The 18302-nt window shown below is 67.8% G+C and carries 20 protein-coding genes; 9 read left to right on the top strand and 11 right to left on the bottom strand.

Annotation, left to right across the window (positions count from 1 at the left end; all coding sequences use genetic code 11):
• Positions 1–105 precede the first annotated feature (105 nt).
• Complete coding sequence (locus QEP15_RS16200) at positions 106–1296, top strand: trans-sulfuration enzyme family protein (protein WP_152384885.1); 1191 nt, start codon at positions 106–108, stop codon at positions 1294–1296.
• Here the strand turns inward: QEP15_RS16200 and QEP15_RS16195 are convergent.
• Positions 1271–1756, bottom strand: coding sequence for a hypothetical protein (locus tag QEP15_RS16195; protein WP_175155851.1), 486 nt, complete (start codon positions 1754–1756; stop codon positions 1271–1273). The two genes, QEP15_RS16200 and QEP15_RS16195, sit on opposite strands and share 26 nt — an antisense overlap.
• A 145-nt stretch (positions 1757–1901) precedes the next feature.
• Here QEP15_RS16195 and ppk2 point away from each other — a divergent pair, with 145 nt between their 5' ends.
• Positions 1902–3059, top strand: coding sequence for a polyphosphate kinase 2 (ppk2, locus tag QEP15_RS16190; protein WP_152384883.1), 1158 nt, complete (start codon positions 1902–1904; stop codon positions 3057–3059).
• A gap of 4 nt (positions 3060–3063) precedes the next feature.
• Here ppk2 and QEP15_RS16185 read toward each other — a convergent pair whose 3' ends face one another.
• The 5 genes from QEP15_RS16185 to QEP15_RS16165 all read right to left on the bottom strand — a co-directional run bounded on the left by QEP15_RS16185 (position 3064) and on the right by QEP15_RS16165 (position 6155).
• Positions 3064–3414, bottom strand: coding sequence for a DOPA 4,5-dioxygenase family protein (locus tag QEP15_RS16185; RefSeq protein WP_142054530.1), 351 nt, complete (start codon positions 3412–3414; stop codon positions 3064–3066).
• 19 nt (positions 3415–3433) lie between these two features.
• The gene (locus tag QEP15_RS16180; protein ID WP_152385541.1) at positions 3434–3796 is read right to left on the bottom strand and encodes a translation initiation factor Sui1; all 363 of its coding nucleotides are present in this window, start codon (positions 3794–3796) and stop codon (positions 3434–3436) included.
• A complete protein-coding gene (locus QEP15_RS16175) occupies positions 3793–4179 on the bottom strand; it encodes an RNA-binding S4 domain-containing protein (protein WP_152384882.1) in 387 nt (128 codons plus the stop codon). Before QEP15_RS16175 ends, QEP15_RS16180 begins: the two co-directional genes overlap by 4 nt.
• A 132-nt stretch (positions 4180–4311) precedes the next feature.
• Positions 4312–5301 carry a tripartite tricarboxylate transporter substrate binding protein gene (locus QEP15_RS16170; RefSeq protein WP_152384881.1) on the bottom strand — a complete coding sequence of 330 codons (990 nt, stop codon included), beginning with the start codon at positions 5299–5301 and terminating at the stop codon, positions 4312–4314.
• Positions 5298–6155 carry an amidohydrolase family protein gene (locus QEP15_RS16165; RefSeq protein WP_376751046.1) on the bottom strand — a complete coding sequence of 286 codons (858 nt, stop codon included), beginning with the start codon at positions 6153–6155 and terminating at the stop codon, positions 5298–5300. The genes QEP15_RS16170 and QEP15_RS16165 overlap by 4 nt, the downstream gene beginning before the upstream one ends.
• A gap of 112 nt (positions 6156–6267) precedes the next feature.
• On the opposite strand from QEP15_RS16165, the gene QEP15_RS16160 reads away from it, so the two are divergent.
• Together QEP15_RS16160 and QEP15_RS16155 are read left to right on the top strand one after the other, a co-directional pair.
• Positions 6268–7155 carry a LysR family transcriptional regulator gene (locus QEP15_RS16160; protein WP_152384879.1) on the top strand — a complete coding sequence of 296 codons (888 nt, stop codon included), beginning with the start codon at positions 6268–6270 and terminating at the stop codon, positions 7153–7155.
• 137 nt (positions 7156–7292) lie between these two features.
• Positions 7293–9128 (top strand): ABC transporter ATP-binding protein/permease, encoded by a 1836-nt coding sequence (locus QEP15_RS16155; protein ID WP_280147727.1) that lies wholly within the window; start codon positions 7293–7295, stop codon positions 9126–9128.
• A gap of 15 nt (positions 9129–9143) precedes the next feature.
• Here the strand turns inward: QEP15_RS16155 and QEP15_RS16150 are convergent, their stop codons facing one another.
• The 5 genes from QEP15_RS16150 to QEP15_RS16130 all read right to left on the bottom strand — a co-directional run bounded on the left by QEP15_RS16150 (position 9144) and on the right by QEP15_RS16130 (position 14459).
• Complete coding sequence (locus QEP15_RS16150; protein ID WP_280147726.1) at positions 9144–9947, bottom strand: aspartate dehydrogenase; 804 nt, start codon at positions 9945–9947, stop codon at positions 9144–9146.
• Between the two features lie 185 nt (positions 9948–10132).
• Entirely contained in the window at positions 10133–11080 is a 948-nt protein-coding gene (locus QEP15_RS16145) for a Bug family tripartite tricarboxylate transporter substrate binding protein (RefSeq protein ID WP_280147725.1), read from the bottom strand.
• An 83-nt stretch (positions 11081–11163) separates the two neighbouring features.
• Complete coding sequence (locus tag QEP15_RS16140) at positions 11164–12432, bottom strand: carboxylesterase/lipase family protein (protein ID WP_280147724.1); 1269 nt, start codon at positions 12430–12432, stop codon at positions 11164–11166.
• Positions 12433–12570: 138 nt separating this feature from the next.
• Positions 12571–13521, bottom strand: coding sequence for an adenosine deaminase (locus QEP15_RS16135; RefSeq protein WP_152384875.1), 951 nt, complete (start codon positions 13519–13521; stop codon positions 12571–12573).
• A gap of 47 nt (positions 13522–13568) precedes the next feature.
• Positions 13569–14459, bottom strand: a complete 891-nt coding sequence (locus QEP15_RS16130; RefSeq protein WP_253856671.1) for a LysR family transcriptional regulator — start codon at positions 14457–14459, stop codon at positions 13569–13571.
• 221 nt (positions 14460–14680) lie between these two features.
• Here QEP15_RS16130 and QEP15_RS16125 point away from each other — a divergent pair, with 221 nt between their 5' ends.
• The 5 genes from QEP15_RS16125 (at position 14681) to QEP15_RS16105 (ending at position 18294) form a co-directional block, all read left to right on the top strand.
• Positions 14681–15472 carry a hypothetical protein gene (locus tag QEP15_RS16125; protein WP_227741257.1) on the top strand — a complete coding sequence of 264 codons (792 nt, stop codon included), beginning with the start codon at positions 14681–14683 and terminating at the stop codon, positions 15470–15472.
• A gap of 39 nt (positions 15473–15511) precedes the next feature.
• Positions 15512–15877 carry an SEL1-like repeat protein gene (locus QEP15_RS16120; RefSeq protein ID WP_152384873.1) on the top strand — a complete coding sequence of 122 codons (366 nt, stop codon included), beginning with the start codon at positions 15512–15514 and terminating at the stop codon, positions 15875–15877.
• Between the two features lie 94 nt (positions 15878–15971).
• Positions 15972–17504, top strand: coding sequence for a lytic murein transglycosylase (locus tag QEP15_RS16115; protein ID WP_280147723.1), 1533 nt, complete (start codon positions 15972–15974; stop codon positions 17502–17504).
• A gap of 14 nt (positions 17505–17518) precedes the next feature.
• Positions 17519–18064: a GNAT family N-acetyltransferase gene (locus QEP15_RS16110; protein WP_280147722.1), complete on the top strand. Its 546-nt coding sequence runs from the start codon at positions 17519–17521 to the stop codon at positions 18062–18064.
• A gap of 47 nt (positions 18065–18111) precedes the next feature.
• Positions 18112–18294, top strand: coding sequence for an oxidoreductase-like domain-containing protein (locus tag QEP15_RS16105; RefSeq protein WP_056324053.1), 183 nt, complete (start codon positions 18112–18114; stop codon positions 18292–18294).
• Positions 18295–18302: the final 8 nt, after the last annotated feature.

Raw genomic sequence — 18302 nt, 5'->3', positions numbered from 1 at the left:
TAAAGACTCGCTTGGGCCCCGTCAATGCCGCGGGCCGGCGGCGCGAACCAATTTCAGGGCAGGCGCGATGCGCGTCTGCATCTACCGATGACAGGAGTGAATGACATGACCGACCACCCGCAACACGGTTTTGCGACGCGCGCCATCCACCTGGGCTACGACCCGCTGGACGAACAGGGCGCGCTGTCGCCACCGCTGTATCTGACGTCCACCTACACGCAGGACAGCATCGAGGCCTTTGACCGGATCCGGCTTGGCGAAGCCCAAGGCTATGTCTACGGCCGTACGCGCAATCCCACGCAGGCGCTGCTGGAGGAACGCCTGGCGTCGCTGGAAGGCGCCGAGGCCGGCGTGGTGACGGCCTCGGGCATGGCGGCCATCTCGGCCACCCTGTTTTCGCTGTTGCAAAGCGGCGACGAGATCGTGGTCGACCAGATTGTCTACGGCACGGCTTTCACGCTGTTCACGCAGGGGCTGGCCCGCTTTGGCGTGCGGGCCGTGTTCGCGGACTTCACCAAGCCGCAGACGGTGGCCGCCGCCGTCGGGCCCAAGACCCGGGCCGTGTACTTCGAGACCCCCGCCAATCCGAACCTGCGGCTGGTGGACATTGCGGCCATCTCCGCCATCGCGCGAGGCAAGGGCCTGCTGACGATCGTCGACAACACCTTCGCGACGCCGGTGTTGCAGCGGCCGCTCGAGCACGGCGCGGACATCGTGCTGCATTCGGCCACCAAGTATCTGGGCGGGCACGGCGACCTGCTGGCGGGCGCGGTGCTGGGACGCAAGCCACATATCGACGCCATCCGGTTGCAGGGCTTGCGCTACTTCACGGGCGCGACGCTGTCGCCGTTCACGGCTTTTCTGGTGCTGCGCGGGATCAAGACGCTGGAGCTGCGCGTGCAGCGGCACAGCGAAACCGCGTTGAAGGTGGCCAAGCTGCTGCGCGAGCACCCGGCAGTGGCCGACGTGTTCTATCCGGGCCTGTCCGGCACGGCGGGCGCGGACATCGCGGCGCGCCAGCAGGCGGCGGGTGGCGGACTGGTGGCCTTCGAGCTGAAGGGCGGGTTGTCCGCCGGCAAGACGCTCTTGAACAGCCTGAAGCTGGCGCGCATTGCGGTCAGCCTGGGCGATCCCGAAACCCTGATCCAGCATCCGGCGTCGATGACCCACGCCAGCTATTCGGCCGAGGACCGCGAGCGCTACGGTTTGTCCGAAGGATTGCTGCGGCTGTCCGTGGGGCTGGAAACGCCCGAGGACATTCTGGCGGACCTCAAGCAGGGTCTGGATCGCGTGTAGCGGCGGGCAGGTCGGCAGAGGCGGCGTCCGTGCGCCGCCAGGCCACCCACTCGCCTTCGCCCTCGAAATGGCGGAGGCCCCGCGCGGCGGTCGCCAGGCCCGCGCGCAACACTTCCATGTCCAGGCCGGGCAGGTTGCGGAGCAGGGCGGGGGGCAACTGATTGATGTCCAGCACGCGCGCGTCGAAGTCCATCCGCATCAGCCCGCCGCCGTCGGTGGGCACGCGGACGAACCACAGGCTTTCCATGTAGTCGCCGAACCACGGGTCCGGATAAATCGCCTGCGTGAAAACGAACCCGAATTCATGAATGTCGCGCCAGGGCCAGAATTCCTGCAGGCCCATCGCTCGGGCCAGTTCGCCCGAGCGCGTCAGCCCGGCGTCATCAAAGCGCACGAATTCCTGCAAGGGGTCTTCGGCTGCCGGGGGGCCGGCGAACCATCGCTTGATGAATGACCACATGGGTGTCGCAATCGAGGGGAACAGGGAGGTGCAGTGTAAAGGGGCCGGGGTAGTGTAAAAATGTTACAACCTTTGATCCCAATCAATTTCGCGCACCCTGGCGCAAGCTAGGGTTGAAGTTTTTGGCGCAGCAAGGACAGGACGAATGACCGACAAGATATCGCAGGCTCCCGATCAAGACGAAGCCGCCCCGGCGGCGCCGGTCAAGCGCCCCGCCGCGGCCAGGGGCGCGGCCAAGCGCACGGCGAATGCCCGCCCGGCGGCCGCATCTGCCCCCGAGCCCGCCATCGAGCCCGCCGTCGAACTGAGCAAGCGCGTGACGGCGCGGCAGGATGCGGCGCGGCAGGAGACCGCGGCGGTGCTGGCCGATATCGCCGGCCGCTACCAGGTGGGCGAACCGGGCGAGGCGCGCGCGGCCCTGCGCACCGTCATCGATGCGCTGTCGGCCGATGACGCGCAGGCCGTGCATCGCGCGCTGCTCGACGCCAACCGGCAGGCGCCGGGGGCGCGCCGCAATCCCGACGAAGAACTGGCAGGAGATTGGCGCGAGGGCGTCTATCCCTACCGCCACCGCATGCTGCGCCGCAATTACGAAAAGCAGAAGTACAAGCTGCAGGTCGAACTGCTGAAGCTGCAGGCGTGGGTCAAGGCGACCGGCCAGCGCGTTGTGATCCTGTTCGAAGGGCGCGATGCGGCAGGCAAGGGCGGCACCATCAAGCGCATGATGGAACACCTGAATCCGCGCGGCGCGCGCGTGGTCGCCCTGGAAAAGCCGTCCGACACCGAGAAGGGCCAGTGGTACTTCCAGCGCTACGTGCAGCACCTGCCCACCGCGGGCGAGATCGTCATGTTCGATCGGTCCTGGTACAACCGCGCCGGCGTCGAGCGCGTGATGGGATTCTGCTCGCAGGACGAATACCTGGCGTTTCTGCGCCAGACGCCCGATTTCGAGCGCCACCTCGTCAGCAGCGGCATCACGCTGATCAAGCTGTGGTTTTCGGTCAGCCAGGAAGAACAGCGCCGCCGTTTCCAGCAGCGCAAGGTGCATCCGCTCAAGCAATGGAAGCTGAGCCCGGTGGACCTGGCGTCGCTGGACAAGTGGGACGATTACACGCGCGCCAAGGAAGCCATGTTCGCGCACACCGACACCGCCGATGCGCCGTGGATCGTGGTCAAGTCCGACTGCAAGAAGCGCGCGCGCCTGAACGCCATGCGCTATGTGCTAAGCCGCCTGCCTTACGAGGGCAAGAGCGACGACGCGCAGATGGCGATCGATTCGCTGATCGTGGGTCGCGCGCTGTAGGGGATCAACCGCCCAGCGCAGCCAGGTTCAACACGTGGCTGCGCCCGATCCACACGGCGCAGTCGCGGTGGTCGCGCAGCGAATTGCCGGTGTTCGGATGCATGAACACATCCAGCGCGCCGTGGTTCAGTGTCAGCCAGGTGGCGATCTCGGCCAGATGCTGCGGACCGAACGCGATCTGGTAGCTCCATTGCGGATGCGGGCCCACGGGGCGCTCATGGAAGCGCCCCATTTCCATCTTGCCGTCGAACGTCGCGACGATCCGCTCGCGCAGGGCGAACGCGGCATCGCGGGTTGCCGCGTCGAAGTACACATGGGCGTGCCAGCTCGCGACGTCCGTCACGGGAATTTCCATCGTTCTGTCCTGATCCGGTTCAGCCGCCCGCGCGCTTGGCGCGGTGGCCTTGTTTCGTGAGCGCGTCGATGATGCGGTCGCAGTGGTCGCCCTGCACCTCGATCACGCCGTCCTTGACGGTGCCGCCCGAACCGCACGCGGTCCGCAGCTGCTTGCCCAACGCGGCCAGGGCGTCGGGCCCCAGCGCCAGACCGCGCACCAGCGTCACGCTCTTGCCGCCGCGGCCCTTGGTCTCGCGGGAAACGCGCGCCACGCCGTCGCCCGCCGGGGCCGCGCGGCTGGCCGCGTGGCACTGGCATTGCGCCACAGGCTGGCGGCATTGCGGGCACATGCGCCCGGACTCGGTGGAATAGACCAGGCCGCCCGAGCCGCCGCGCTTCACCAAGACTTGCCCCGCATCTGGTCGATGAGACGCCGATCGCGCTTGGTGGGGCGTCCCGCGTCGATGCCCAGCGCCGGTTCCGGCGCAAGACGCCGCATTTCGGCGGCGCGCTCGCGGGCGGCCACGCTTTCGGGCGTTTCTTCATACAGCAGGCGCGCCACCGGCGCGGGGCCTCGCACGCCGCTCACGGCCACGACGCGCACCTGCAGCGCGGGGTCTTCCTTGCGGACCGCGACGACGTCGCCGGCGCCGACCTCACGCGCGGGTTTGGCCGGCTGTCCGTTCACGAACACGCGGCCCTTGCCGATTTCCTGCGAGGCCAGGCTGCGCGTCTTGTAGAAGCGCGCGGCCCACAGCCATTTGTCGAGTCGGATCTTGTCCATCCAGCGGGTTCCTGCGGTAAAGCTGTCCAAGGCGTCATGATAGCCCCGCCCGCGCGGCAAAAAAAAACGGCGCCCAGCATGAGCGCCGCAAACCGGCTACGCGGTGTCCGGGCCCATCAGGCCCGGCAGTACTCAATCCAGTTTCAGGCCCGCTTCCTTGACGACGCGCTGCCACTTTTCGATCTCGGCGCGGCGGAACGTGTCCAGTTCGGCAGGCGTGGAGCCGATGGGTTCGGCGCCGATGCCGGCAAGCTGTTCGGCGATCGCGGGATCCTTCAGCACCTTGGCCAGCGCCTGCGACACCTGTTCCACGATGGCGGGCGGCGTGCCGGCCGGGGCGAACACGGCGTTCCATTCGTAGGTTTCGTAGCCCGGCACGCCCGATTCGGCGATGGTGGGCAGGTCGGGCGCGGTCTTCGAACGCTCCAGTCCGCCAACGGCAACGGCGCGCAGCTTGCCGTTCTTCACGTGCTGCCAGGCAGAACCCATGCTGGCGAACATGACGGGCACCTGGCCCGACATCACGTCGATCATGGCCGGGCCGCCGCCCTTGTACGCGACGTGCTGCAACTGGGTCTTGGCCAGCAGGTTGAACAGTTCACCCGCCAGGTGCTGGGCCGAACCGGGACCGGCCGAGGCAAAGTACACCGGCTCCTTGGCATCGGGCTGGCCGAGTTTGATGAGGTCGGCGACCGACTTCACTTCGTACGACGGGGTCACGACCAGCACGTTGGGCACGCGCAGCAGCAGCGACACCGGCGCGAAGGCCGATAGCGTGTCGAACTGCATCTTGCTGTGCAGCGCGGGATTCTGCGCGTGATTGGAGGCGTCCAGCATCAGCGTGTAGCCGTCGGGATTGGCCTTGGCGACGACGGCGCCGCCGATCATGCCGCCCGCGCCGCCGCGGTTTTCGATGACGACGGGCTGGCCCAGCTCGGCCGCAAGCTTCGGGCCGATCAGGCGGGCGACCACGTCCACGGTGCCGCCGGGCGGATAGGTCACCACCAGCGTGACCGCGCGCTCGGGGTAGGCGGCGTGTGCGACGCCGGCGGCGCCAGCCAGCAGGCCGGCGGCGGCAAACAGCGCGCTACGTTGCGCCAGGCGTTTGATGAGAGGGGTCATGGAGCGTCTCCTTTGAATTGGAATAGCTGCAACGGCGTGTCGGCAAGCACGGCGCGCCGTTGCGCGGGGTCGTCGATCCAGGCGTCCAGCCACTGCGTGGCCGCGGCATAGGACGCCAGGTGGCGATGTTCGGTATGGGGCCAGTCGCTGCCCCACATCAGGCGTTCGGGGGTATAGGCGTCCAGCAGTTGCTGCGTGGCCAACCGACCGGAGGCCGCGCAGGCGGCAGCGCCCCAGTTGCGGTAGGGCGCGGCCAGCTTCACCCACACGCGGCCGCTGTCCGCCTGGCGCAGCAGATATTGGAATCCGGGGTCCGAAACGCCGAGCGCGGGATCCGGGCGGCCAAAATGATCCACCACGATCCGGCAGTCCGCGGCCAGCAACGCCGGCATCACGCCGTCCAGGCGCGCGGCCTGCAGATGGATTTCCACATGCCACCCCAGCGCATTCACGCGGGCAAGCAACGACTGCCAGGCGGGCGTCTGCAATGCGGGGCTGTCCAGCCCGACAAGGTTCAGGCGGATGCCGACCACGCCCGCGCCGGCCAGGTCCTGCAATTCGGTGTCAGCGATGTCCTGCGCCACCACGGCCACGCCGCGCAGCCGGGCGGGCGCCGCGCGCAGCGCTTGAACCAGATGGCTGTTGTCCGTGCCCAGGAAGCTGGGCTGCACCAGCACGCCGTGGCGCATGCCGTGCGCGTCCAGCAAGTCCAGATACTCGGCCAGCGTGGCATCGTAGTCCGGCGTGTGGCGGCGCGTGTCGGCCAGGGCGAGACCTTGGTGGAACACGTGGGCGTGGGTGTCGACGGCGGCGCCTGGAAGCGGCGAGGGCAAAGCAGTCTCCTGGTTCGGCACGGCGTTCGCGGGAACGACATGGCCAGTATGTAATGTTCTGTAAGTCGGGATTCTAGGAAGTCGAGGTATAGTTTTCCATTGTGGAAAAGCGCTTTATATATATTGGATCAATATGGAAACCCGGCACCTTCGGTACTTCCTGGCGGTGGTGGACCACGGCAGCGTCAGCCGCGCCTCGGACTGGCTGGGCATTGCTCAGCCTGCGTTGAGCCAGGCGCTGACGCGCATGGAAAAAGACCTGGGCGTGCGGCTGTTCGAACGGTCGCGTCAGGGCACGACGCCTACCCCCGCCGCGCAGGCCATCCTGGAAGACGTACGCGCCAGCGTGGCGCGCATCGACGCCGCGGCGCGCCGTGCGCGCGAGATCGGGCGGGGGAGCGCTGGGCAACTGACGGTCGGTCTGGTGTCCTCCGCCCTCTTTGACACGTTGCCGCGCGCGCTGCGCCAGATGCGCCAGCAGGCGCCGGGCGTGCGCATCATCCTGCGTGAAATGAGCAACGCCGAACAGGCCGAGGCCTTGCAGACGGGCGAGATCGATATCGGCCTGATGCATACACCCGTGGCCGTGGGCGGCCGCATGCGCGAGCGCCAGTTGCTGCGGGACCGGCTGGTGGCCGCCGTGCCCGACGAGTTCGAGGTGCCGCCCGACGGTCAGGTGTCGATGGCGCAGATCGCGCAGGCCGGTCTGATCATGTACCCGCAGTCACAGTTGCCGGCATTTTATGCGGATATCCTGGATGCCATGCGCAAGGGCGGGCACGATGCGCACGTGAACCAGGAGGCCAGCCGCACGTTGACGGTGCTGTCGTGCGTGGCGGGCGGCTGCGGCGTGGCCTTGCTGCCCAGCTGGATACGGTCCATGGATTTTCGCGGCGTGCGCTTTTGCGAGGTGCGCGATGGCGAGCGCCTGCCCAGTTTCGACCTGAGCGCGATCTGGCCCGCGCGCAGCGTGCCCACGCTGGCGGACCTGTTCGCCAACCTGGACCTCGGTCCAACTTGATGAAATCGCCTCTCGACTTTCAACGTGCCGTCAATGTCCTTGGAAGTGGCTTAAGCCAGGCTTAAAGCGACAGTTTTGCCGGAACTGCGCCGGATCCGGACGTCTAACCAGGAACGTCATTGCGAGGTTCCGGGCTCATGGATCTGAATTGGCAGCAGCAACTTGCAGAAAGTGCCCTGTGGCTTGCGCGCGCGTTCGGCATTTCCGCCGTGGCGCTGGCGGTGGTCACCCTGATCCTGACGCGCACCACGGTCTGGGGCCGGAAGTTCTGGCGGCTGGCCTGGCCGTACCTGACGCCCCGGCGCAGTTGGCGCCCGATGCTCACCCTGGCCTTGCTGCTGTTCCTGGCGATGTTCGCGGTGCGCATGACCGTGCTGTTTTCGTTCTGGTACAACGGCTTCTACAGTGCCTTGCAGGCGCTGGACCAGTCGGTGTTCTGGCACTTCCTGGGGATTTTCGCGGTGCTGGCCACCGTGCATGTGGTGCGCAGCCTGGCCGATAGCTACGTGGGCCAGGCCTTCGACATTCATTGGCGCGTGTGGTTGAACGAACGGCTGACGCGCGACTGGCTGGGCGCGGGCGCCTACTACCGCGGTCACTTCCTGGCCGAACCCGTCGACAACCCCGACCAACGCATCGAACAGGACATCGCGCAATTCGTGACAGGGTCGCGCACGCTGGCGATCGGCGCCATCAGTGCGATCGTGTCGCTGGTGGCCTTCACGGCGATCCTGTGGGGGTTATCGGGTCCGCTGACGCTGGGCGGCGTGGAGATTCCGCGCGCCATGGTGTTCGTGGTTTATCTGTATGTCATTGTCGCGACGTGGCTGGCCTTCAAGATCGGCCGCCCGCTCATCAAGCTGAATTTCCTGTCCGAGCGCCTGACGGCCAACTTCCGTTATGCGCTGGTCCGACTGCGCGAGAACGCCGAGAACGTCGCGTTCTATCAGGGCGAGGAAGTGGAGAGGGCGACGCTGTGGACGCGCTTCACGTCCTACATCGCCAATCTGTGGGCGCGCGTGTACCGGGGCCTGAAGTTCGACGGCTTCAACCTGTCGGTCAGCCAGATCGCGGTCGTGTTTCCGTTCATCCTGCAGGCGCCGCGCTTTTTCAGCGGGGCGATCAAGCTGGGCGATGTCATGCAGACTTCGCAGGCTTTCGGGCAGGTGCAGGAATCGCTGTCGTTCTTTCGCAGTTCCTACGACACGTTCGCCCAGTACCGCGCGACGCTGGATCGTCTGAATGGATTCCTGGATGCCAACGAGGCGGCGCGTGCGCTGCCGCAGGTGCAGACCCAGACGCTGCCCGATGGCCTGGAGATCGAGGGCCTGGATGTGTCGCGCCCGGATGGCGCCTGTCTGCTGGACAACCTGAATCTGCGCCTGCATCCCGGACAAGCCCTGCTGATCAAAGGGCCGTCGGGCAGCGGCAAGACCACCTTGCTGCGCGCGTTGGCCGGTCTGTGGCCGTACGCCCACGGCGTGGTGCGGCGGCCGCAGGGCGCGTCTGCGCTGTTCCTGTCGCAGCGTCCGTATCTGCCGCTGGGCGACCTGCGCGGCGCGGTGGCGTATCCGGGGCTGGCGCAACCGACCGACGACGCGCGGCTGGCCGATGCGTTACGGCAGGTCAACCTGGGGCATCTGGCCGGCCGGCTCGATGAGGTGCACGACTGGTCACGCGTGCTGTCGTTGGGCGAGCAGCAGCGCATTGCGTTTGCCCGCGCGCTGTACAACCGGCCCGCGCTGGTGTTTCTGGACGAGGCCACGTCGGCCACGGACGAAGGGCTGGAGCACATGCTGTACAGCCTGCTGCGCGAGGCGCTGCCGGACAGCATGCTGGTCAGCGTGGGCCATCGCAGCACGTTGGATGCGTTCCATACCCAACGGCTGGATCTGGACGGAACGGGACGCTGGCAGGTCGGGTCCATGCCGGCGTCGCGCCACGGCGACGCGTTGCGGCGGGCGGCGGCCTGAAGGAGAATGCCGCCCTCAGGTGCCGACGCGCAGCGGTCCGGTGAGCTTACGCAGTGCGGCGATCACGCTTTGCGCGGTGATGCGTCCGGTCTTGGGATTGGCCGACGGGATGTTCTGGATTTCCATCGAGAACGACGCGGAGTCGGACACGACCTCGACGCGGTGCAGGTTGCGATCGAGCGAGGGATCGGCCCAGATTTCCAGCGTGGTGCGATCCGGGCCGATGCCCGCCAGCGACACGCTGACGGCCACGTTGAGGTTGGCCGGAAAGCCCACGGCGGCCTCGCGCGGCGAGCCGCGGAAGATGAGGCGCGGCTCGGTGATGCCTTCGATGTCGATGTTGTTGTCGGTCAGGTAGGGCGCGCCCAGCAGGCCGCGCACCGGCTTGCGGGTGATCATCGTGACGGAATGGATGACGCCTTCGGACGCGGCGGTGATGGCGTCCAGCCCCAGAATGGCGCCCGACGGCACGATGACCTGGCCGCCGTGCTGGCGCGCGATGTCGATGAGGTCTTCGTGGCGCAGCAAGGCGCCCGAACTGAGCACCACCATCTTCTTGCCGGCGCGCAATACTGGTTCGGCGATGTTGCGGAACACGGCCGCGGGCGCGCATTCCACGACCACGTCGCAATGGTCGGCAAGGCCGTCGATGGTGGTGAAGGCGGGCGCGCCGTCTTTCCACGAGAAGGCGGGCGGGGCGCTGGGATCGCGCACGGCGACGGCGGCGAGCGTCAGGCCGGGCAGGCCGGCATCGAGGGATTGCGCCACGGCCTGGCCGATGGCGCCGAAGCCGGCGATGCCGACGCGGTAGCTGTTCATGGGTATCCGAAAAAGTTGGACCCGCGGCAGGACCGCGGGTGGTTCGGGAATGCGGCCGGCAGCGCGCCGCAAGGCTGCCGGCCACTGTAGCCACCGGCTGGCGACGCGTCAATGCGGGATGCCCGCAAGGCCGCGCAACCACGCCGGCCCCGCGCCCCACGCAAGCCGCCGCGGCTTTGCCCGCGCTATTGCAGCTTGATCCCCAGCTCCTTGATGAGCGGTCCCATCTCGGCGCGGTCGGCCTGGATTGTCGCGGCCAGTTCGTCGGGCGTGCTGCCGATGGGGATCATGCCCAGGGTCTGCATCTGGGCCTGCATGGCGGGATCCTTCAGGATGTCGCTGACCGCCTTCTGGATCTGCGCGACACGGTCCTTCGGCATGCCGGCCGGCCCCATCAGGCCGATCCACGGCTGCGGCGCGTAGTCCAGGCCGGACTCCTTCAGTGTGGGCGTGTCCGGCAGACCGCCGAAGCGTTGCGGGCTGGTGATCGCCAGCGCCCGCAACCGTCCGCTGTCGATCAGCCCCTTCGAACTGGACGGTGCGTCCAGGCCCACGTCCAGCTGTCCGCCGATCAGGTCGTTCTGGGTCTTGCCGGACGATGACGAGGGAACGTACAGCGCCTTGATGCCCGCGCGCCGCGCCGTCTGTTCCCAGACCAGGTGGAATGCGGTGCCGATCGAGAACGATCCCACGCTCAGGCTGCGCGCGCGGCTTTCGCGCACAAAGTCTTCCCAGGTTTTGAGCGGGCTGTCTTTGGGCACGATGAAGATGAACGGCGTGCGCGCCACCAGCGAAATGGGCTGCAGGTCCTTTTGCGTGTCGAACGGCAGGCTATCGACGGCAAACGGCACGATGGTCACCGAAGAGGCGACCACCATGCCCAACGTGTAGCCGTCGGGAGCGGACTTGACCAGCGCGCCCGTGCTGATGATGCCCGAGGCGCCCGGCTTGTTCTCCACGACGACGGGCTGGCCCCAGGCCGCGCCCAGCTTGCTCGCCAGGACGCGCAGCATGACGTCGACCGGACCGCCCGGCGGATTGGAAACGATGATCTTGACCGGTTTTTCGGGATAGGCGGCGGTGGCGGCAAGCGGCAGCGCGAGCGCCATCGCAAGAAGGCATTGCTTGAACATGGAATTCCCCTTGTGTTGTTGGTATGCAAGGCGCGGGGGGCAAGCCCGGCGCCAGATGCGGCATGGCCGGTGGCGTGGCGGGCTCAGGCCAGGATTTGCATGTGCGGCGCTTGCGGCCAGCCCGGCGCATCGCCCCGGATGAAGGCCAGCCAGGCGTTCTGCGTCTGGCGGGCAAGCTGCTCTGCATGCGCGGCAGGCAGACCGGCCAGCATGGGTGCACCGGCAAAGGCTTGCAGGGTGTCGAACACGAAAGGCAGCTCGATGCAATGGCACGCGCCAAAGCGGTCCGTCGGTGCGACGTCAAAGCGCGCCAGCCAGGCGTCGCGGCCTTGCGCGGCGGCGTTCCCGGCCCACTGCCGCGATGGCGCGCCGAACACGGCGTCGCCCATCTGCTGGCTGGCAGCGTCGGTGCCGTGGTCTGGAAAGGCGGCCATCTCGTCACGCGTGTAGCAGACCAGCACGTCTGCGCGGCCCGCGGCGGTCGTCAGTGCGGGCGCCATGTCCAGCGGCAGCACCTGGCCATCGAGCACCGGCGAAAACAGGCTTCGGCTGCTGCCTTCGGCCCGTAGCGCCTGCACCACCTGGGGCGCCTGTTGGGCAGCCAGCAGCGCGGACACCGGCAATTTTCGGGCCTCGGAAAGCGATTCGGCCCCAGCCGCGCGCAGATAGACCTGTCCCAGGGCTTCGCCCTGCGCGGCGCTGCGAAAACCGCGGCCCAGCGCGGCGCTCTGCAGGATGGCGCGCGAGAAGCGCGGCTGGCGCGTCAGCATCGCGCAGATCGACGAGGCGCCCGCCGATTGCCCCATCACTGTGACGCGCTCGGGGTCGCCGCCCAGGTCTTCGATATTGGCCAGCACCCAGTCGATCGCCATCTCCTGGTCCAGCAGCCCGGCATTGGCCGTCTGCCCAGGCACGAACAGCCAGCCAAGCGCGGCCAACCGGTAGTTGACGGCCACGACGACCACGTCGCCCCGTTGCGCCAGGCTCGAGCCGTCGTACCAATCCAGCGCGCCGCCGCCGCTTTGCCAGGCGCCGCCGTGCAGCCAGACCACGACGGGACGGCGCTTGCCGTCCGCGGCCGGGGTCCAAACCGTCAGGTGCAGGCAGTCTTCGGATTGTTCGGCATCGAAGTCGCCCATGGCGCCGCGCAGGCGCGAGGGCAATTGCGGCGCCACGGCGCCCATTCCCGTGGCGTCGAATTCACCCCGCCAGCTGGCCGGCTGCGGCGGTGCAAATCGCAGTTCGCCCACGGGCGCCTGCGCATAGGGAATGGCGCCGAAGCGGCACACGCCGCCGTCGCGCACACCGGCAAGCGTGCCGCTGCGCAGCGCCGCCTTTACGCGTTCACTCATATCCTGCCCCTTGTCTCGTTGTTCATCGTCCAGCGGCGGCAAGCGTTGCTGCCGCCGGACTATGGTAGGGAGGAAAGTGCCGCGCCGGGCATGCCGGTTTTGAACAGAGCCATGAGCAACCCGCATGGCTGGAAGGCGCTACCTGGCGATGCGCGCGTCCAGGCTGTTGTCCGCCAGGGCCTGCGCCTGCTCGCGCGTCATGCCCAGGTGCTCGTAGAGCGCGTGGAAGTTCTCGTTCACATAGCCGCCGAAGTAGGCCGGATCGTCGGAGTTGACGGTGACCTTCACGCCGGCATCAAGCAGCGACAGGATGTTGTGCTCGCGCATGTGGCCGAACACGCGCAGCCGGGTGTTGGACAGCGGACAGACGGTCAGCGGAATCTGCTCGTCGATCAGGCGGGCGATCAGTTCGGGATCCTCGGCCGCGCGCACGCCGTGGTCGATGCGCAGCACCTTGAGCAGATCCAGCGCCTCCCAGATGTATTCGGGCGGGCCTTCCTCGCCGGCATGCGCCACGGCGGGCAGGCCTTCGGCGCGCGCGCGGTCGAACACGCGTTGAAAGAGGCGCGGCGGAAAGCCTTGCTCGCTGCTGTCCAGACCCACGGCGATGAACGCATCGCGGTAGGGCAGCGCCTGCTCCAGCGTGCGCATGGCCTGTTCTTCGGGCAGGTGGCGCAGGAAGCTCAGGATCAGGCCGCTGGTCACGCCCAGCTGCTTCTCGCCGTCGGCCAGCGCCTGGCTGATGCCGTTCAGCACGGTCTCGAAGGGCACGCCGCGGTCGGTGTGCGTCTGCGGATCGAAGAAGGGTTCCGTGTGCACCACGTTCTGCTCGCGGCATTTGAGCAGGTAAGCCCAGGTCAGGTCGTAGAAGTCCTGCTCGGTGCGCAGCACGTCCGCGCCGAGGTAATAGAGATCCAGGAATTCCTGGAGGTTGTTGTAGTCGTAGGCGCCGCGCAGGGCGTCGATGTCGGGCCAGGGCAGCGCCACGCCGTTGCGTTGCGCCAGCTTGAACAGCAGCTCGGGTTCAAGCGTGCCCTCCAGATGCAGGTGCAATTCCGCCTTGGGCAATGCGTTGAGCCATTCGTACATGGGTGCTCCGGTATGAAAAAGGGGCGTGTTCGGGATGCGCGCGCGGGTCAGGCGGCCAGCGCAATGCCATCGGCCTGGATGGTGCGTTCGAGCTGGGCCGCGAAGGCGCGCGCCTGACGTGTGCTGGGACGGTCGCGGCGCCAGATGGCGGCAAGCGGAGACTTGCGCAAGGCGGGGCGGGCGGGCAGCACGGTGAGTTCGCCGCGTGCCTGCCGGACAGCCGCAACGCTGCCGGGCAGCATCCACAGATACTGACCGTCCAGCAGCAGTTCGCGGCCGAATTCCAGCGACAGGACGCCGATCATATCCGGAATCGCCAAACCGGCCTGGCGCAGCGACAATTCCAGCTCGCCGCGGATGCGGCTGCCAGGCAGCGCAGTGATCCACGGATACGCGACATAATCGGCCAGCGTGGCCCCCGGCAGACGGGTCAGCGGATGATGCGGGGCGCAGGCCAGCACGACGGCGTCTTCCAGCAACGTGGTCGAACGGTAGATCTGCGGATTGACGGTGCTGGAGAAACGGCTGATCAGCACATCCAGCGCGCCGGCGTCCAGGTCCTCGATCAGCCGTTCGTGTGTGCCGATCTCGATGGTGAGCGTGATGCGGGGGTGCGCCTCGCGGTAGTCGCGCGCAGCCTGCGCCACCGGCCAGCCCGCAAACATCGAAAAGCAGCCCACCGTCAGGCTGCCTTCCTCGCCGCGCGAGACTGCGGCCAGGTCGACCTCGGCCTTGCGAAAGCCCGTCAGCAACTGGCGCGCGTGGCGGCACATGGCGTCGCCCAGCGGCGTGCAGGTGGTGCCCTTTGCGGTGCGCTCGAAGAGCCGCGCGCCCACCAATTCCTCGATCTCCGCAATGGCGCGCGACAGACCCGATTGCGTGCTGTGCAATTGGGCCGCCGCCTTGGACAGGTTGCCCAATTCTGAGACGGTCAGCACGATTTCCAGGTGCCGGATGCGGAGTTTGCCTCGGAACGGTGTCATGGCGCGGGGAAGCGGAAGCGATTTGCCGATTATTCTCCCGCGTTGGCCGCTTGGCAACGCGCGCGAGGATTCGGGATATAGTTCGACGCCTGACGGCGCGGGGGCGGCGAATGGCGCCCCGCTGCGCGCGCGGGGGCCTGCAACGGCTTCGGCTTGCAACGGGAGAAGCGGCATTGATGTTGAAAAGACGCGGCGGCCAGTGCGGCGGCCAGTGCGGCGGCCAGTGCGTAGGGCAGTGCGAAGGGCTATGCGCCGGCAACGGCAGCCGCCCCTGCGGCGGCAGGCGCACGGCGATGATTGCCGCGGTCACGCTGCTGACCGCGGTGCTGGCCGGTTGCAGCGTGTCACGCGTCGACGACGTGGCCGTCAAATGGCCGCCCTTCAAGCAAGGCACGCCGGTCGTGCTGGCGTCGGATCCGGCTCAATGCCCCGACCTGGCCGGCGTCTATCGCGCGCAGGGCGAACGGCGCGCCGGCGGTGCCGATGCGTTCCTGCTGGAGGACCTGCGCGGCTTTCTGACGTATCCGTTGGATCTGCCGGGCATGCGCGATGCCCCCTTGCCGGCATGGAAATCGTCGCCCCGCGCAACCGTCTCGTTCGTCCCGGATGCTCTCGGGTGGCGGATAGAGGCGCGCGATGAGCACGGCGCGCGCCAGGTGTCGCAGCTTGTCCTGCAAGAGGAAGGCGCCGATACGGCAGCCGTGGGCGAACGCCCGCATCCCGGCAATGCCATCTGGCGGGCTGCCGGATGCACGCAAGGCCGGCTGTGGGTCAGCGTGCGCCATGACTGGCGCCAGCATGAGTCCATGGGCGTGCGGCGTCACGTGGCCATCCTGCGCAAGGACGCGGGCGGGCTGCTGCTGACGGTGGCGCGAGAGTCCGACAGCATCGGCATGCTGCTGCCCTGGTACACCAATGACGGCGATTTGTTCCAATACTGGTTTGCGCCCGCCACCGATCATCCCTGAAGTCCGCGGGCGCAAGCCTGCCCATTATCTGAGAGAAACATGACCGCTAAACGGATCGTCACCTGGACCATTTTCTTCGCGCTGTTCGTTGTGCTCGTGGCGCTGTTCTGGCGTCAGCTCTTCGATCAGACCCCGCCGTCGATGCGCGAACTGGGTGGCACCATCGAGGGCGGCAACGCCCACATCTATGGCGAATCGCCGCGTCAGGACGGCATGGCCGACCGGGCGATGCTGGCTGCTGCCCAGCGTGGCGATCCCGGCGCGCAATACCTGCAGGGCCTCGTCATGGAACACTTCGACATGAAAGAGGCGCTGCGCTGGTACGAGGCCGCCGCGGCTCAAGGATATGAAATGGCCGCGCAACGCCTGGCGCAATTGCGTGAGGCGCCGCCCGCCCCGCAATGATCGGCCAGTGTCCGCAGGCAGGGCAGGGGCCGCGTTCGATTTCGGCCGCTGGTCGCGGTACGATCCCGGCTGACCTCGATTTTTCAGGAAAGCCATGCGCCAGAGTTTCTCCCGTCCTCGAATCGACAGCTTTTCGCGCGTGCTGCTGGCCGCGGCCCTGACCGCCGCTGCCGCCGGCGCCGCGCAGGCGCAGTCGCCCGGATCTGCCACCGGATCGCGCATCCAGACGCCCGCGCCCGAACAGCCGCAACCCGCGCTCAAACCCAAGCGCAGCTTCGACGACACGCCCGCGCCGGCTGCCCATGCCGCGCCGGCCACTGCGCCCGCTACTGCGCCGGCGGCAGCACCTGCTGCTTCCGCTGCGCCCGCCGCCGCGCCCGCTGCCTCCGCAGCCCCGGCCGCCGCGCCCGCCGCCCCGACGGTCATCGTCCCCACCGAACTCGACACCAAGGCCTGCATCGACAAGCTGCGCAAGGGCGCCACGGCCAACGGCCTGACCGTTGCCGACTGGAACAAGTACACGGCCAACGCCACGCTGCTGCCCACCACCGTCGCGTCGGCCAAGGGACAGCCCGAGGGCCGCGAAAGCTGGTGGGACTACATCGCCAAGACGGTCGACGACGAGCGCGTGCAGGACGGCAAGGCCGTGCTCGGCAAGTACGGCGCGCAGCTGGGCGCCATCAGCCAGCAGTATCAGGTCGATCCCGCGTCGCTGGTCGCCATCTTCGGCATCGAAACCAACTATGGCCGCCAGGTCGGCAAGACCGACGTGCTCAACGCCTGGCTGACGCGCGCCTGCACCGAAAACAAGACGCTCTGGGAAAAGAACGCCTACGCGTCCGTGCGCCTCTTGCGCGACGGCGTCGTGCCCGCCGACAAGTTTGTCGGGTCGTGGAGCGGCGCGTTCGGCATGACGCAATTCATCCCCACGTCGTTCTACGAACTGGCCGCCGACGGCGATGGCGACGGCCGCATCGACCTCTACAACTCGCTGCCCGACGCGCTGGCTTCCACCGCCAACCACCTGCGCAAGCGCCGCGCGCAATGGACGCATGGTCTGCCCGCCGTGGTGGAAGTGCGCGTGCCAGCCGAGCTGGCCGCCGCGATTCCCGCCGAGCCCGACGCCGAGTACGTGGGGTCGCAGGATCGCCGCACGATCGCCCAGTGGGCGCAGGCCGGCGTCAAGCAGGGCGACGGCTCGGTGCTGAAGCTGCCCTCGGGCAATGACCAGCAGGCGTACCTTTTTGCGCCGACCGGCGCACGCGGCCCGGTGTTCCTGGCCACCGTGAATTTCGACGCCATCCTGCACTACAACCAGTCGCGCCGTTACGGCCTGGCGGTGTCGCTGCTGCTGAACCGCCTGCAAGGCGGTCCGGCGCTCGTCACGGCGTGGCCGACCGACGACCCAGGCCTGTCGCGTGCGCAGATCAAGGAACTGCAGAAGCAGCTGTACGGACGCGGTCATGACATCGGCGTGGCCGACGGCATCCCGGGCGGAAAGACCCGCGACGCCGTGCGCGAGGAGCAGGCGCGCCTGAACCTGCCGCAGGACGGCCGCGTGGGCAAGCGCATCCTGGATGCGCTCAAGGCCGATCAACCGGCCGCCATGCGGGCTTATCCGGAATAATGAGCGAGCCTGCCATGCCGTCCACCGAATTTCCCGACGATTTCCAGACCCGGCGTCTTTACGCGCGCCGCATGTCGCAGGCGCATCTGCCGTTCATGATCGAGATGCACGCCAATGCCGATCTGATGCAATCGATGGGTGGAACGCGCGACGCGGCGGCCAGCCGAAGCTACGTGGCGCAGAACATCGTCCACTGGACCGAGCACGGCTACGGTATGTATGTGCTGCAGGACCGCGAGACGGGCCTGCCCGCTGGCCGTGCCGGGCTGAAGGCGACGGCGTCGCCCGGCCGGGCCAGCGTGGAGCTTGCCTATGCGCTGCATCCCGACTGTTGGGGCAAGGGCTTTGCAGCGGAGATTTCCCGCGCGCTGATCGGGCTGGGGTTTCGCCTGTTGCCGGTGGACGTGCTGGGCGCCGTGGCGCTGCGCTCAAACCTGGCGTCGCAGCGCGTCATGGAAAAGACGGGGCTGCGTTACGTCGGCATGACGGGCGACGCGCCGGAACCCAAGGTCTGCTACGAAATCCGCCGCGCGGATTGGCGAAAGCGCGAAGGCCTGTGAACGCCGGCGCCGTGCCGGCGCATGACGCGCAGCGCTAACATGGCGCCATGAGCAAGAAGAAATCCCCGGACGACGATCCGCCGCCCGTTCCGCCTGAACGCCCCGAGCCCGGCGAATGCTGCAACAGCGGTTGCATTCCCTGCGTCTACGACCTCTATGACGAGGCCATGGACCGCTATCGCGAGGCCTTGAAAGCGTGGCGCGCCCGGCACGAAGCGGGCGGCGCCTGAACGCGGTG

The sequence above is a fragment of the Achromobacter mucicolens genome (assembly GCF_029866465.1).
GTDB lineage: Bacteria > Pseudomonadota > Gammaproteobacteria > Burkholderiales > Burkholderiaceae_B > Achromobacter > Achromobacter mucicolens.
This window is presented reverse-complemented; position numbering and strand designations above follow the sequence as displayed.